16 protein-coding genes are annotated in these 14,140 nt (G+C 42.1%); all 16 read right to left on the minus strand.

Annotation, left to right across the window (positions count from 1 at the left end; all coding sequences use genetic code 11):
• Positions 1 to 33: 33 nt before the first annotated feature.
• Positions 34 to 981, minus strand: coding sequence for a gluconeogenesis morphogenetic factor MgfK (gene mgfK, locus BkAM31D_RS18860; RefSeq protein ID WP_066156785.1), 948 nt, complete (start codon positions 979 to 981; stop codon positions 34 to 36).
• Complete coding sequence (gene rapZ, locus BkAM31D_RS18865) at positions 978 to 1,874, minus strand: RNase adapter RapZ (protein WP_066156790.1); 897 nt, start codon at positions 1,872 to 1,874, stop codon at positions 978 to 980. The genes mgfK and rapZ overlap by 4 nt, the downstream gene beginning before the upstream one ends.
• Before the next feature lie 12 nt (positions 1,875 to 1,886).
• Entirely contained in the window at positions 1,887 to 2,348 is a 462-nt protein-coding gene (locus BkAM31D_RS18870; RefSeq protein ID WP_066156948.1) for an NUDIX hydrolase, read from the minus strand.
• Positions 2,349 to 2,882: 534 nt separating this feature from the next.
• The gene (trxB, locus tag BkAM31D_RS18875; protein WP_066156793.1) at positions 2,883 to 3,827 is read right to left on the minus strand and encodes a thioredoxin-disulfide reductase; all 945 of its coding nucleotides are present in this window, start codon (positions 3,825 to 3,827) and stop codon (positions 2,883 to 2,885) included.
• A gap of 85 nt (positions 3,828 to 3,912) precedes the next feature.
• Positions 3,913 to 4,962 carry a tetratricopeptide repeat protein gene (locus BkAM31D_RS18880; protein ID WP_066156796.1) on the minus strand — a complete coding sequence of 350 codons (1,050 nt, stop codon included), beginning with the start codon at positions 4,960 to 4,962 and terminating at the stop codon, positions 3,913 to 3,915.
• A 213-nt stretch (positions 4,963 to 5,175) separates the two neighbouring features.
• The gene (gene hisIE / locus BkAM31D_RS18885; protein ID WP_066156798.1) at positions 5,176 to 5,802 is read right to left on the minus strand and encodes a bifunctional phosphoribosyl-AMP cyclohydrolase/phosphoribosyl-ATP diphosphatase HisIE; all 627 of its coding nucleotides are present in this window, start codon (positions 5,800 to 5,802) and stop codon (positions 5,176 to 5,178) included.
• Positions 5,799 to 6,557, minus strand: a complete 759-nt coding sequence (gene hisF, locus BkAM31D_RS18890) for an imidazole glycerol phosphate synthase subunit HisF (protein WP_066156801.1) — start codon at positions 6,555 to 6,557, stop codon at positions 5,799 to 5,801. Before hisF ends, hisIE begins: the two co-directional genes overlap by 4 nt.
• A 1-nt stretch (position 6,558) precedes the next feature.
• Complete coding sequence (hisA, locus tag BkAM31D_RS18895) at positions 6,559 to 7,293, minus strand: 1-(5-phosphoribosyl)-5-[(5-phosphoribosylamino)methylideneamino]imidazole-4-carboxamide isomerase (RefSeq protein WP_066156804.1); 735 nt, start codon at positions 7,291 to 7,293, stop codon at positions 6,559 to 6,561.
• On the minus strand, positions 7,286 to 7,930 hold the full coding sequence (gene hisH / locus BkAM31D_RS18900) for an imidazole glycerol phosphate synthase subunit HisH (RefSeq protein ID WP_066156807.1): 645 nt from the start codon (positions 7,928 to 7,930) through the stop codon (positions 7,286 to 7,288). Before hisH ends, hisA begins: the two co-directional genes overlap by 8 nt.
• Position 7,931: 1 nt before the next feature.
• Positions 7,932 to 8,522 (minus strand): imidazoleglycerol-phosphate dehydratase HisB, encoded by a 591-nt coding sequence (gene hisB / locus BkAM31D_RS18905; RefSeq protein ID WP_066156810.1) that lies wholly within the window; start codon positions 8,520 to 8,522, stop codon positions 7,932 to 7,934.
• A gap of 1 nt (position 8,523) precedes the next feature.
• The gene (gene hisD, locus BkAM31D_RS18910; RefSeq protein WP_066156813.1) at positions 8,524 to 9,795 is read right to left on the minus strand and encodes a histidinol dehydrogenase; all 1,272 of its coding nucleotides are present in this window, start codon (positions 9,793 to 9,795) and stop codon (positions 8,524 to 8,526) included.
• Positions 9,792 to 10,430, minus strand: coding sequence for an ATP phosphoribosyltransferase (gene hisG, locus BkAM31D_RS18915; RefSeq protein ID WP_066156817.1), 639 nt, complete (start codon positions 10,428 to 10,430; stop codon positions 9,792 to 9,794). The genes hisD and hisG overlap by 4 nt, the downstream gene beginning before the upstream one ends.
• Position 10,431: 1 nt before the next feature.
• Positions 10,432 to 11,604: an ATP phosphoribosyltransferase regulatory subunit gene (locus BkAM31D_RS18920; protein WP_066156819.1), complete on the minus strand. Its 1,173-nt coding sequence runs from the start codon at positions 11,602 to 11,604 to the stop codon at positions 10,432 to 10,434.
• A 451-nt stretch (positions 11,605 to 12,055) separates the two neighbouring features.
• Positions 12,056 to 12,538, minus strand: coding sequence for an acyltransferase (locus tag BkAM31D_RS18925; RefSeq protein WP_066156822.1), 483 nt, complete (start codon positions 12,536 to 12,538; stop codon positions 12,056 to 12,058).
• On the minus strand, positions 12,535 to 13,182 hold the full coding sequence (gene ppaX / locus BkAM31D_RS18930; protein ID WP_066156829.1) for a pyrophosphatase PpaX: 648 nt from the start codon (positions 13,180 to 13,182) through the stop codon (positions 12,535 to 12,537). The genes BkAM31D_RS18925 and ppaX overlap by 4 nt, the downstream gene beginning before the upstream one ends.
• On the minus strand, positions 13,172 to 14,125 hold the full coding sequence (locus BkAM31D_RS18935) for a nucleoside recognition domain-containing protein (protein ID WP_066156831.1): 954 nt from the start codon (positions 14,123 to 14,125) through the stop codon (positions 13,172 to 13,174). Before BkAM31D_RS18935 ends, ppaX begins: the two co-directional genes overlap by 11 nt.
• Positions 14,126 to 14,140 lie beyond the last annotated feature (15 nt).

Raw genomic sequence — 14,140 nt, forward strand, 5'->3', positions numbered from 1 at the left:
TTGATTACTATGATTTACACTATACGTATTCCCTTATCTTGTTACACGTAGAATAGCCTCAGAAACCTTGGTCGCGTTATGCCTTAGCATATTATTTTGTTCTGTGACGAAGTGATCTTGAATGATCGATATCCCGAGCTTTCTAAGACGTTCTTCATCAACAATGACCGGTTCAGCTCCTTCTACTTCATAACGCTCTCGCAACTCTTTCGAAATCGGAGAACCATTTACGAGAATATTCTCTACTAGCTCATCTCCACAGTGAGAAATAATCGCTTCTATATGATCAGCGGCTGTGTAATGATCGGTTTCACCTACTTGGGTCATTACATTACAAATATATACTTTATTGGCCGGTGACTGTTGTATCGCCTCTACCACTCCTGGAACGAGCAGATTCGGTAGAACACTCGTGTAGAGGCTTCCCGGTCCTAGCACAATTAAATCAGCTTCATTAATGGCTTTTATCCCAGCTTGTAACGGTTGTATGTTCTCTGGTGTTAGGAACACTCGTTTAATTTGTTTCTTTTCAAGCGGAATTAATGATTCCCCTGTTACAATCGTTCCATCAGCCATTTCTGCATGAAGAACAATGCTCCTATTAGAAGCAGGGTACACATTTCCTCGAACGTTTAGTACTTTGCTAATTTCTGTTATCCCTCTAGCAAAATCACCTGTTATAGAAGTCATACCAGCAAGCAATAAATTGCCTAGTGAGTGCCCCGACAACCCATTTCCATTTGAGAAGCGATGTTGAAAGAGCTCTTCTACTAAAGGTTCCACCTCGGCTAAAGCTACTAAAACGTTTCGGACATCTCCTGGTGGTGGGATGTCTAGTTCTTTGCGAAGTCTGCCTGAGCTACCGCCATCATCTGCGACTGTAACAATCGCAGAGATGTCGACCGGAAAAGCCTTCAGTCCCCTCAATAGCACCGAAAGGCCCGTACCTCCCCCAATGACAACTACTTTTTTTCTAATCACTTATATGCTTCCTTTCCTTTCTCAATATCCCGATGACTTACATGCAACGTATATTCATTTGCAAACTCTTTTCCGAAATATTCGGCTAAGGTGACGGAACGGTGTTTTCCACCAGTACAACCAATTCCAATCACAACCTGACTCTTGCCTTCCCTTTTGTATTGCGGAAGCATAAATTTAAGCAGATCTGAGAGTTTTTCAATAAATTGCTGTGTCTCAGTCCACTTTAATACATATGAAGATACTTCTTCTTCAAGTCCTGTTTTGGGCCTCATGTGATCAATGTAATGCGGATTCGGCAAGAAACGAACGTCGAAAACAAGGTCAGCATCAATTGGAATTCCATATTTAAAGCCAAAAGACATCATATTCACAGTAAATGGGTGCTTTTCATCTAAAGAGAACCTCTGAATGATTCTTTCTCGCAGCTGAATTGGTTTCATTTCTGTTGTGTCAATGATCTGTTGAGCTCTGCCCTTCATTTCTTCTAGCATTTCTCGTTCTAACCGAATTCCTTCCAGTGGCAATCCATTTGGAGCTAGCGGGTGTGAACGTCTTGTTTCTTTGTAACGTTGGACGAGCTTGGCATCTTTTGCATCTAGGAATAAAATTTGCAGCTTGTAATTTAATTTCAGCGACATGCTAATGGAATCAATTGCTTCGAACAAGTGATCAAAAAACTTGCGTCCACGTAAATCGATAACAAGTGCCACTTTATCCATCTTCCCATTAGACCCTTCTATTAACTCAACAAATTTCGGAATAAGAGCTGGAGGAAGATTATCGACACAAAAGTAGCCTAGGTCTTCGAAGCTTTGAACGGCTACCGTTTTTCCTGCTCCTGACATTCCTGTAATAATGACAATTTGAATTTCTTCCTGTACGATCGACATCCTCGTCCCTCCTTAAGGTTGTTCTGGTGTGACCCGATATGAAATCAACTCAAAGTCCTTTGTATAATAAAACGTTCCATACATGATCCCTTTACCATGAAACACATGTCGAAACATATGTTTATCTCCAGGTGCCATTGGCAGATTAGGAACCTCTGTAATTTGTTTCCATTCTAACTTTCCTTCTGGTGACTGCGCCAGTTGCTTACCTTGGAAACTAGTTGCATGAAAAGTGAACATCATCCATTCATCAGCAACTTGATCTCCTTCCATAATGACAATCGTTGATACAGCCCGCAGATCAGCAGATATAATTAGCCCTGTTTCTTCTCTAAATTCACGTTCCGCAGATTCTTTGATCGTTTCACCTGGTTCCATTTTGCCACCTGGTGCAACCCACCAACCACGGCTAGGCTTTTGTAAAACTAATGCTTTGTCTCCAGTTGTTAGTACACAATTAGTTATCCTTTGCAACAGCGCCACCTCACGTTCTCCTAATAGACATTGCTCACTAGTAGCAATGTCAAGCAATGGGTGAAGCAGCTACTCTGATGTGATCGTTTCACACAAACACCTTGATTGATTTCTCAACAAAGCGAGTCAGCTATGCGTGACCATTGCATACTCGTTCTATTATTTTATTATACAATTAATTGAATCGTGTAACAATTGTTAGAAATAGGGAATAGCTCTTTTCAGCTTATTTATGTATGTTTTGTGAAAGGAAATGAAAAAAAGGGCACGAACGTAAACGCTCGTGCGAAGAAATTATATAAAAAAGGGGGTCAATTACTTAATTCTATCTTACCCTTTTTATATTTCACTCTTGTTACAGAAGCATTAAGATGGAGTGACGTTTAATCGACAGTTTGTAAAAAAATTTGAGTTTCTCCCATTATTTTACAAATCTACAAACTCCTTTTATCTATTAACAGAAGCCCCTGCTTGCAAGCAAGAGCTAAGCCACTGAAAAGGTATTCTCTTTCTTTCCTTTCCAGTGGCTTATCGTTACGCTTTCGCCTTTTCTTCTAAAGACTCAACATAATGTTGAACATTTTGTGCAGCCAAACTACCATCACCAGTAGCTGTTACGATTTGTCGTAGCGATTTCTCACGGATATCTCCAGCTGCAAAAATGCCTGGAACTTTCGTTTCCATTTCTTGATTCGTCTCAATATAACCATCAGCATTTGTAATCCCTAAGTTTTTCACGCTTTCGTTTAACGGAAGCATGCCGATGTAGATGAAAACACCATCTGTTTTAAACTCTTGTTCTTCTCCGTTTTCAGTGCTCACTAACGTGACACTTTCAACTTTGCCATTATCACCGTTGATTTGCTTTACAGTATGATTCCAGATGAAATCAATTTTTTCGTTATCAAATGCACGTTGCTGTAAGATCTTTTGGGCACGAAGCTCATCACGACGATGGACAACTGTTACTTTTGAAGCAAAGCGTGTTAAATAAACAGCTTCTTCTACAGCAGAGTCTCCGCCGCCGACAACTACAAGCTCTTTTCCTTTAAAGAAAGCCCCATCACAAACAGCACAATAAGAAACCCCGCGGCCGCTTAATTCTTTTTCACCAGGAACTCCTAGCTTTTTGTACTCTGCTCCTGTTGCGACGATCACAGCACGAGCTTTGTATTCTTTGCTACCAGCTTTTACAATTTTCAAATCGCCTTCATCAACGATTTCTTTAATGTCGCCATAGCCATATTCTGCACCAAATTTTTTCGCATGTTCAAACATCTTCGTTGAAAGCTCTGGTCCTAAAATATGGTCGAAACCTGGGTAGTTCTCAACGTCTTCTGTGTTAGCCATTTGTCCGCCTGGAATTCCACGCTCTACCATAATCGTTGATAAGTTGGCACGAGATGTGTAAACCGCCGCTGTCATTCCCGCAGGACCTGCACCAGCAATCACGACATCATAAATTTTTTCCTCAGTCATCTTCTTTCCACTCCTTTTCGATCAAAGCGTCTTTATACTCATATCGTAAGGGAACAATGTGTCCTCTGTCTATTTATCTGCTCAGTTAGTCAACCCATATGTCAACACAAACTAGGTCTTCGCTCCAACCTTCTACTTTTTGTTTCTCTAGCAATCTCTTGGCTTGTTTCGAACCAGAATCAGCAGCTCTTGTAAAAACCGACTGAGCCCGCTCTATTTTGCCAACATGATACATTGCCACGCCAAACGTATAAAGCAGGTCTGGACGTAATTCAAATTCCCATCGACCTAACTCTTTTAATCGCTCGTAAGCCAATTGGTACTCGCCTACTACGCAAAGAGTTTCGGCGACCTTCACATAATGATCTCCATCAATCGGATAAACACGTTGCAACGATTTTATAAATGGTTCAGCTTTTTTAGCTTTTCCTTTTTTCGTATAAAATACTGCTAAATTTGCAATTGTAAAAAGGTTGCCTGGGTCTTTTTCTAAAATGGATTCACTAATCTCAAAAGCTTTTTCATCTCCTAAACGGAAATAAGCTTCGGCCAAATGATTATACGCAGCCCAATACGTTGGGTGCATTTCAATGATTCGTTTTAATAATTCAATTGAGGATTCAAGCTTTCCTTGACGTAATAACGAACATGCACGTTCATGCTGGGCAATAAGCTCATCTTCGTGATCGTCGAACTCCTCCCAGTCCTCTTCCTCACGCTCAGAACGAAGCAATTCCAGAAGATCCTTAGCATCTTCTGAAAAACGCTCATTCGGACTTGTTTCTAAGTAACGTAAAGCCATCCGTTCCGCTCTTTCAAACAAGCCTAAATAAGCATAGTTGTTTGCCATAAAGAAATAGCATTCTTCTACATTCGTTTCATTGTCGTCTAATACATTTTGCAAAATTTCATTCGAGCGCTCGTACTCTCCAACTTCTGAGAGAACTGCTGCTAATTGAACATGAAAAACAGGCTCCGTACTCGTTATTTTAACTGCTCTTTCAAACAGCTTAACCGCACGATGCAAGTGATTCTTTCGATAAGCCTCTATCCCACGATGGAAAAAATAGTCCCCGCTTTGAAATAGAGGAACAACTTTATTCTTTTCATGTTCATCTTTCGGTATTAATCCCATGAAGTTCGGTTCCCTCCAGCTTCTCATTCATACGTTACAGTATACAACATTTTCTTGTCCTTAGGGGACAGAATTCGCGAAAGATCGACGAGAAACTCTATGCAGAAATATTTGAATTTTCACCACAAAAAGCCCTCGCCATTCTTTAGCGAGGGCAAAAGTTATGTGAAAGGGAGCGTCTCTGGATCAAACTTTAGAGACAACCGCTCATTGTTATTTATGTCTTTCCTCTAACACTTTTAACACTTCATCAAGTGGTAGCTTCTGCTCACGTAAGAGCACAAGTACATGGTAGAAAAGATCGGCTACTTCCCACTTCAATTCCTCAGGGTCACGGTTTTTCGCCGCGATGATGACCTCACCCGCTTCTTCACCGACTTTTTTCAAAATCTTATCAACGCCTTTTTCAAATAAATACGTCGTATAAGCCCCTTCCGGCATTTCTGCTTCACGCTCAGCAATTGTGCGCTCAAGCTCGTCCATAATCGCAAAACGTGTTGAATTCACTTTCACTGGCTGTTGTTCCAAAAGTGAATCAGCAAAACACGTGTATTCTCCTTTATGACATGCAGGTCCCGCTGGATCAACAAGAACAACAATGGCATCAGCATCGCAATCATAGCGCATGTCGATGATTTGCTGCGTATTTCCTGATGTTGCCCCCTTATGCCAAAGTTCTTGGCGTGAACGTGAGTAGAACCACGTTTCACGTGTTTCAAGGGATTTCTCTAATGATTCTTTGTTCATATAAGCAAGCGTTAATACTTCCTTGCTTCCTGCATCTTGAACAATCGCGGGCACAAGGCCATTTTGATCAAATTGAATTGTATCAATGCTCATCGTACGGTCACGTCCTTTTCTTTTAAATACGTCTTCACTTCAGCAACCGACGTTTCTTTATAGTGAAAGATCGAAGCTGCAAGGGCCGCATCGGCTTTTGCCTCGACAAATACATCATAAAAGTCTTCTTTCTTTCCAGCACCGCCTGAAGCAATAACAGGAACAGTAACAGCCGCATTTACTGCTTTTGTTAGCGCAAGATCAAAGCCGGTTTTCGCTCCGTCTTGGTCCATGCTCGTTAATAAAATTTCTCCTGCTCCTAAGCGAACCGCTTCTCTTGCCCAATCTGTTACTTCCCACTCGGTTGCTTGACGCCCACCGTGTGTGTAAATTCTCCATGAGCCTAACTCTTCATCCCACTTTGCATCAATCGCCACTACAATACATTGAGACCCAAAGAAATCGGCTCCTTCTTTAATCAATTCAGGACGTTTAACAGCAGCCGTATTCAAAGAGACTTTATCTGCTCCAGCGCGTAAGACACGCTTCATGTCTTCAAGCGAGTTAATCCCACCGCCAACGGTAAAAGGGATCGCTAACGTTCCAGCTACCTGCTCGACGACTTCAACCATCGTTTCACGGCCTTCATGAGAAGCTGAAATGTCAAGAAAAACGAGCTCGTCTGCCCCTTGTTGATCATAAAATGCCGCAAGTTCTACCGGGTCACCTGCATCACGCAAATCAACGAACTGAACGCCCTTGACGACCCGTCCTTCTTTTACATCCAAGCAAGGCACGATTCGTTTTGTTAACATGTTATTCGCCTCCTTGGAGAGCTTCTTCTAACGTAAATTGATTTGTATAAAGGGCTTTGCCGACAATCGCCCCACTAACACCGCGGTTTTTGCGTTCACGTAGTTCTGTTAGGTCGTCTAGTGAACTTACTCCGCCTGAAGCGATAACCTGCTTACCAGTTGCTTCAGCTAAGTTTGTAATTGCCTCTGTATTCGGACCTGAGAGCATGCCATCACGAGAAATATCTGTAAAAATAAACACTTCAGCTCCGTAACGAGCGAGCTCTTGTGCGAGTGTCTCAGCTTTCACTGATGACGTTTCAAGCCAGCCCTCTGTCGCAACAAATCCATCACGAGCATCTAGACCAATCGCAATGCGCTCACCGCCGTACTTTGCGAGCATTTCTTTCGTAAAACTTGGGTTGTTCACTGCGACACTGCCTAAGATGACACGGTCCACTCCTTGATCAAGGTAAAACGCCACATCTTCTGCTGTACGGATACCACCACCAACTTGGACTTTTACATTTAACTCCTTCGCAACACGGAGAACATGCTCATGGTTGACACGCTTTTTCGCTTTGGCTCCGTCTAAGTCGACCATATGAATCCACTCTGCTCCGCTATCAGCAAAGAGCTTTGCCATATCAAACGGCGAATCGCCATAAACGGTTTCTTGATCATAATCACCTTGAACAAGACGAACACATTTTCCGTCTCTCATATCAATCGCTGGATAAATAACAAAATTACTCACGTATTTCTCCTCCTTGTGTGACAAGCTCTCCGAAGTTACGAAGAATCGCCATACCAACATCGCTGCTTTTTTCTGGGTGAAACTGAGTGCCTAACACATTGCCGCGTCCAACAACTGCTGGCACCGTTACATCATACTCACTCGTTGCAATTAAAACGTCTTCCGCTTCTGTTTTCACCACATAAGAATGAACAAAATATACATGTCCTTCTTCTACATCCGTTAAGAGGTGGTTTTCAGGCTGTCTGAACGTTAACTTGTTCCAGCCCATATGAGGGACTTTATATGTAATACCATTGGCATTATGACCGACAAAGCGATCAACACGTCCTGGTAAAAGCGCTAATCCTTTTGTTTCCCCATGTTCTGTACTTTCTTCAAATAACAGTTGCATACCGAGGCAAATACCAAGTAACGGTTTGCCAGACTCCGCCCAATCGCGCAGAAACTCTGTCATGCCCATTTCATTTAACGTCTTCATTGCATCTGGAAATGCCCCTACTCCTGGTAACAACAACCCATCTGCTTTCTTTAACTGTTCAATATCATCTGTTAACACATACTCTAACTCAAGGCGTTCTAGTGCTTTACTAACACTATGTAAATTCCCCATCCCGTAATCAACAATGCCGATCATCTTATAACATTCCTTTCGTCGACGGGACTCCTTTTACGCGCTCGTCGATACTCGTAGCTTCGTCTAGTGCACGTGCTAACGCTTTAAACACCGCTTCAATCATGTGATGTGTGTTCGAGCCATAATGAACGATAATATGAAGGTTCATGCGCGCTTCAAGCGCAAGCTTCCACATGAATTCATGAACAAGCTCTACATCGAATGTCCCTACCTTTTGACTTGGAAATTCAGCACGAAACTCAAGATGTGGACGGTTGCTTAAGTCAACGACTACTTGCGCTAACGTCTCATCCATAGGAACAAAGGCGTTGCCGTAGCGGCGGATTCCTTTTTTATCGCCTAATGCTTCTTTTAACACATGACCAAGGCATATTCCGATGTCTTCCGTCGTATGATGATCATCGACTTCGGTATCCCCTTTCGCATCTACCTTTAAGTTGAAATGACCATGTTTTGTAAAAAGGTCTAGCATGTGAGTTAAAAACGGAACTCCTGTTTCAAGCTCTGATTTCCCTTCCCCATCAATCATAAAATCAAGGTTAATTTGTGTTTCCCCTGTTAATCGTTCGATTTGTGCGCGTCTTTCTGTCATCTTAGTTATCCTCCAACCTAATATCAATTGCTCGTGCATGTGCTTCTAAACCTTCTAAACGAGCTAATGCTGAGATTTTATGTCCATGCGTTTGTAACGCTTGTTTGCTATATGAGATAATGCTTGATTTTTTCGTGAAATCATCGACATTTAGCGGACTTGAGAATCGAGCAGTTCCGTTTGTCGGAAGCACATGATTCGGTCCAGCAAAATAATCACCGACTGGCTCTGAGCTATAGGCGCCGACAAAAATGGCTCCAGCGTGGCGAATTTTCCCTATAAGATTCATTGGCTCTTCTGTCAGAATTTCCAAGTGCTCTGGTGCAAGTTGATTCACCACATCGATCGCTTCTACTAAGTCACGCGTTACATAAATTGCACCGTAATCACGGATCGATGCTTCTGCAATCGCCTTTTTCGGTAAAGTTGCGAGCTGTGTTTCAACCTCCCCTGCCACTTGATCAGCTAACTCTTGGGAATTCGTCACAAGAACTGCCGAAGCTTGCTCATCATGTTCAGCTTGGGATAATAAGTCTGCTGCAATGTAACGTGGATTTGCTTTTTCATCCGCCAAGACCACAATCTCACTTGGTCCAGCAATCATATCGATGTCTACTTTGCCAAAAACAGCCCGTTTAGCTAAAGCGACGTAAATATTGCCTGGCCCAGTAATTTTATCAACCGGCGCAATTGATTCCGTTCCATAGGCAAGCGCTGCTACCGCCTGAGCTCCTCCGACTTTATAAATTTCAGCAACCCCTAACTCACTTGCTGTCACAAGAACACTTGCTGGTAGCTTCCCATCCGCTCCTGCGGGAGATACCATCACAATTCGCTTCACACCAGCGACTTGTGCCGGAAGTACATTCATCATGATCGAAGAAGGATAAGCCGCTTTTCCTCCAGGAACATACACCCCCACAGAATCAAGCGGTGTGATCTTTTGTCCGAGAATCGTTCCGTCTTCCTTTGCTGTCATCCATGATTGTCGCTTTTGACGTTCATGGAAATCTCGAATGTTCACAATCGCTTCACGGAGGGCTTGAAGGAGGTCTTCACTAATTTGTGAATATGCCCCTTCTAGCTCTTCTTTCGTTACACGGAACTGCTCAAGGCTAGCGCCATCAAATTTCTTTGTAAGCTCGCGTAAAGCTGTGTCTCCCTTTTGACGAACTTGTTCAATAATCGCCTCCACTGCCTCACGCTGTGCTTCTGTTCCCGTATCAAGATCGCGAGTAAGACTAACCGTTTCATTTACAGGTTGAATTTTCATTGCTCTTCCCCCTCAATGACATGTGAAAGGCGTTCAACCATTTGATCGATGCGTTCATCTTGCATCCGGTAACTAACAGGGTTGACGATTAAACGTGATGTAATCGGTACAATTGTTTCAAGTTCAACAAGGCCATTTTCCTTTAACGTTCTACCTGTTGAGACAATGTCGACAATACGATCAGCAAGGCCAATTAATGGTGCAAGCTCAATCGAACCGTTTAGCTTTATAATTTCTACTTGCTCGCCTTGTTCTTTAAAGTATCGGGTGGCGAGGTTCGGATATTTTGAAGCTACTTTCGGGTTAATGTCTTTCTTTTCATAGCCCGGTAAACCCGCGACCGCTAAGTAACATTCACTAATTTTCAGATCAAGAACTTCATATACCGTACGCTCTTCCTCAATCATGACATCCTTTCCTGCAACACCTACATCAGCTACACCGTGTTCGACATAAGTTGGAACATCCATTGGCTTAGCTAGAATGAAGCGCATCTTTTCTTCAGGTACATCTATGATTAATTTACGCGAATCATCAAATTCAGCTGGGAGCTGATACCCTGCTTTGCGCAACAATTCTAGCGCCTCTTCAAAAATTCGCCCCTTTGGCATCGCAACCGTTAACCAATCGTTCATTTTACGCTTCTCCTTTCTTTTGACCAATGAAATAGAGGACATCTGTAAATTGTTCCGACATCCCATCAAGATCTGTTACACCAGCAATGTCTTGTACGACCACAGCTTTGCCTTCTTGTCGTAAGCTCACTGCTTCACGGAAAGCTTCTGCTCTTCTTTCCTTGCTAAACATAATACATGTTGCTTGACGTTGTTCTGCTTTTTTACCAATAGCTTCAACAAGTAAGTCTAAACGGAGTCCAAAGCCTGTTGCCTGTCCTGGTCGCTCAAACTTGCCAAGTAACTCATCATAGCGACCACCGCTGCAAAGTGGCACCCCTAAGTTGCTGCTGTACCCTTCAAAGACGGCTCCTGTATAGTAACTCATGTGCAAAACGAGATTTAAATCTAGCTTGACGAAATCCTCGATGCCATAGCTTTCAAGCACTTGCCACAATTCTTCTAACTCTGCTAATGCTTTAGCACCTTGTTCAGTCGAAACAAGCTTGGATGCGTCCGTAAGCATCTTTTTATCTCCTCGAAGCTTTAAGAGACCGAGTAGTCTACCTTTGTCAATCGAAGAAATCGGCAGGTTTTTCACATGTTCTTTGAAACCAACATAGTTTTTCTCATATAGAAATCTTCTTAATGTATCTGACTGTTCACCGACAATGTCTTCTAGTAATGCATTCACATAGCCAATGTGACCAATAGCAATTTTAAAATGAGATAGTCCGGCACTTTTTAACGCTGAAGCCATGAGTGCAATTACTTCTCCGTCTGCACTAACGGTTCCATCCCCAATTAATTCTACTCCAATCTGTTCAAACTCAGCTGGCTTACCACCTTCATGTTGCTGAGCACGATACAAATTTGATTGGTATGACAGTCGAAGCGGATAAGCCTCTCCCTTCATACTTGAAGCAACTAAACGTGCAATCGGTGCTGTCATATCAGGCCTGAGCACCAATGTATTTCCTTGCTGATCAAGTAATTTGAATAATTGTTGATCTAAAATAGCGGAAGCAAGTCCGACTGTTTCGTAATATTCTAATGTTGGCGTTTCAACCATTTGATAACCCCAAGCTGACATCTCTTCTTCTAATTGCTCACGAATCTGCTTTTTCATTTCATACATTTCAGGTAATGTATCCCGCATACCAAGCGGCTTTTCAAACATAAATGGCTTAGACATCGACTGTCACTCCTTCTGTTATCTCCGTTCATCTGCTTGAACAAGCAGATCCCCATTCTTTTTATCTTTCTTATAATTCGCTACTTTTGTCAAAATACCTGTTTTTTTGTTGTCTTTAAATTTCAAATACTTTAGTTCGCTAATATGCTAACAAGATAAAGTATAGTGATTAGTTTACATCGAGGGTATGCCAGCGTCAACTGTTTTAAGTAAATCTGAACGAAAAATATGAAAATAATGTTTATTCGCCTTTCTTATCCACAGTCATGGGAGTGGTTAATTTTCTGAATAATGTTTTTTGTGTGACTTTTCTGTGGATAATTGATCACCTGTGTATGACTCTGTTAGTAAATTGCAAAGATTGGGGATACATTGACTCAGCCAGCTCAGCTATATACAGCATCAAACAAAAAAACCGCTGCTAGATTCGTTCATCTAGAGCGGCTTTCTTCTATTCTTTTATTATTCTCATTGGGTTCCCGCCAACAAAAGCTCCAGCAGGAACATCTCGATGAACGAGTGTCCCAGCTGAAACAATTGCGCCATCTCCAATCGTCACACCTGGAAGAATGGTCGTGTTCGCACCAATCATCACTTCATCGCCAATGATAACATCACCGAGACGATATTCTTTGATTAAATACTCATGTGCTAAAATCGTCGTGTTGTAGCCAATAATCGAGTTACGCCCGATGCTAATTCGTTCTGGAAACATAATGTCCATCATCACCATTAAAGCAACGGCCGTTTGCTCACCGACCTTCATCCGTAAAAACGTGCGGTACAGCCAATTTTTCACACCAATAAAGGGCATATATCTAGCAATTTGAATGACGATGAAGTTCTTTACAACTTTCAAAAACGGCACCGTTTTGTAGATTTGCCAGAGTGAATTGGCAGATTGGACTGGATATCGCTCCGTTTTCCGACTCACGACTGATCCGCTCCGACAATCGCGATTAAATCACGCATGTTGGATAAAATATAGTCTGCTTCGAATGTACGAATTCTTTCTTCGCCTTTAATTGACCAACCGACAACAGCTGTTGGGATTCCTAAATTTTTCCCAGCTTGAACGTCAAAATGACTGTCCCCGATCATCATCGCTGTCTCTTTTGAAGAACCAAGAGCTTTCAAGGCTTTTTCAAGAGGCTCTGGATCAGGCTTAGCCTTCTCAACGTCATCTAATCCGATGACAACATCAAAATACTGATCGAGACCTGTTAACTTCAAGCCCATTAACGCTGTTTTACGAATCTTCGTAGTTACAATGGCAATTTTAAAGCCTCTCTCATGAAGCTCTTTAATGGTTTCGTACACACCTTCATACTCAGTCACAAGTTCATCATGCTTTGCATGGTTAAATGTACGATACGTTTGAATCATATCGTCCACTCGTTCTGGATCAACTTTTTCAAAGCTGTCCTTTAAAGGAGGCCCGATAAAATCAATCACATGTTCTCTTGTATATTCACCAGGACGATACTCTTCAAGAGTATGCAGAAACGAGGCAATGATTAATTCATTTGTGTTAATTAAGGTACCATCTAAGTCAAATAACAAAGTATCAATGTTCATAAGTTGCTTCCTTTCTTTCGATCTCTTGTTTTTTCTCTAACTTCTTCCACACATATGCAATCGCAATTGTTAAGACGATGGCTGTAATCACTCGAATTAAAAGCAATGGCCACACGGGGATTCCTAGAGGAATGAAGATGAGTGTATCTTCAATGACCGCATGACACGCCACGAGAAAGATGAACACTAGGTACAAATCTTTCTTTTCTACTCCATCTTCTTTAACAGCTTGAATCATTACACCCGCTCCAAAAGCAAGGCCAAATAAAAGACCGGATGCTAGAGTAGTCGACGTATTCTCTTTAATTCCTAACATTTTGGTAAAAGGTCGCATTCCTTTTGAAATAAACTTCAGCCAATTTTTCTCTTTCATAATTTGAACGACAATCATAAGAGGAATCACGATCAGCGCCAGTTGTACAATTCCTAAAGATGCGCTCATTACCCCTTGCCAGCCAACTTGCAGCCAATTTTCCGCAACAGGCTGAGTCGTGTTGGAAACAAATCCGTACTGGGCGGTTTCCTGACCACCATTCCAAAAAAGATTAATTACAAAAGCAGAGAATAAAGCGAGACCGATTCTAACTGCCAGCACAACCGACATTCGGATGCCCACTTTCGCAGCAACCGCTGATTCGATAAACAAGTTATGAGAGAAGGAAAGCATGACTGCTAAAATGAAAACTTCCTTCACCGTTAACTCTAACGTTAAAATCGCACCGATTGCCGCATACAAATTAAGAACATTCCCTAGAACGAGTGGAATCGCAGCTTCTCCTGATAAGCCTATCAGTCCCATTAAAGGAGCAAGCAAATCGGCAAGCCAACCTAGAACGGGCGTGTACCCTAAGATTGTAACAATTAAGGTGATTGGAAAAATGATTTTTCCAAGCGTCCATGTTGTTTGTAGACCGACAAGTAATCCGCGCTTAAGCATCCCCATGCTACTCTCCTCCAT

It is taken from the genome of Halalkalibacter krulwichiae, assembly GCF_002109385.1.
In the GTDB taxonomy this organism is placed as follows: Bacteria; Bacillota; Bacilli; order Bacillales; family Bacillaceae_D; genus Halalkalibacter; species Halalkalibacter krulwichiae.

What these genes read in the sequence shown, in the direction of transcription:
- trxB (WP_066156793.1), bottom strand. Translation starts at nt 3,827, where the DNA reads ATGACTGAGGAAAAAATTTATGATGTCGTGATTGCTGGTGCAGGTCCT.
- hisF (WP_066156801.1), bottom strand. Translation starts at nt 6,557, where the DNA reads ATGTTAACAAAACGAATCGTGCCTTGCTTGGATGTAAAAGAAGGACGG.
- hisG (WP_066156817.1), bottom strand. Translation starts at nt 10,430, where the DNA reads ATGAACGATTGGTTAACGGTTGCGATGCCAAAGGGGCGAATTTTTGAA.
- ppaX (WP_066156829.1), bottom strand. Translation starts at nt 13,182, where the DNA reads ATGAACATTGATACTTTGTTATTTGACTTAGATGGTACCTTAATTAAC.
- BkAM31D_RS18935 (WP_066156831.1), bottom strand. Translation starts at nt 14,125, where the DNA reads ATGGGGATGCTTAAGCGCGGATTACTTGTCGGTCTACAAACAACATGG.
- hisH (WP_066156807.1), bottom strand. Translation starts at nt 7,930, where the DNA reads ATGATCGGCATTGTTGATTACGGGATGGGGAATTTACATAGTGTTAGT.
- hisD (WP_066156813.1), bottom strand. Translation starts at nt 9,795, where the DNA reads ATGAAAATTCAACCTGTAAATGAAACGGTTAGTCTTACTCGCGATCTT.
- BkAM31D_RS18880 (WP_066156796.1), bottom strand. Translation starts at nt 4,962, where the DNA reads ATGGGATTAATACCGAAAGATGAACATGAAAAGAATAAAGTTGTTCCT.
- hisB (WP_066156810.1), bottom strand. Translation starts at nt 8,522, where the DNA reads ATGACAGAAAGACGCGCACAAATCGAACGATTAACAGGGGAAACACAA.
- BkAM31D_RS18920 (WP_066156819.1), bottom strand. Translation starts at nt 11,604, where the DNA reads ATGTCTAAGCCATTTATGTTTGAAAAGCCGCTTGGTATGCGGGATACA.
- rapZ (WP_066156790.1), bottom strand. Translation starts at nt 1,874, where the DNA reads ATGTCGATCGTACAGGAAGAAATTCAAATTGTCATTATTACAGGAATG.
- hisIE (WP_066156798.1), bottom strand. Translation starts at nt 5,802, where the DNA reads ATGAGCATTGATACAATTCAATTTGATCAAAATGGCCTTGTGCCCGCG.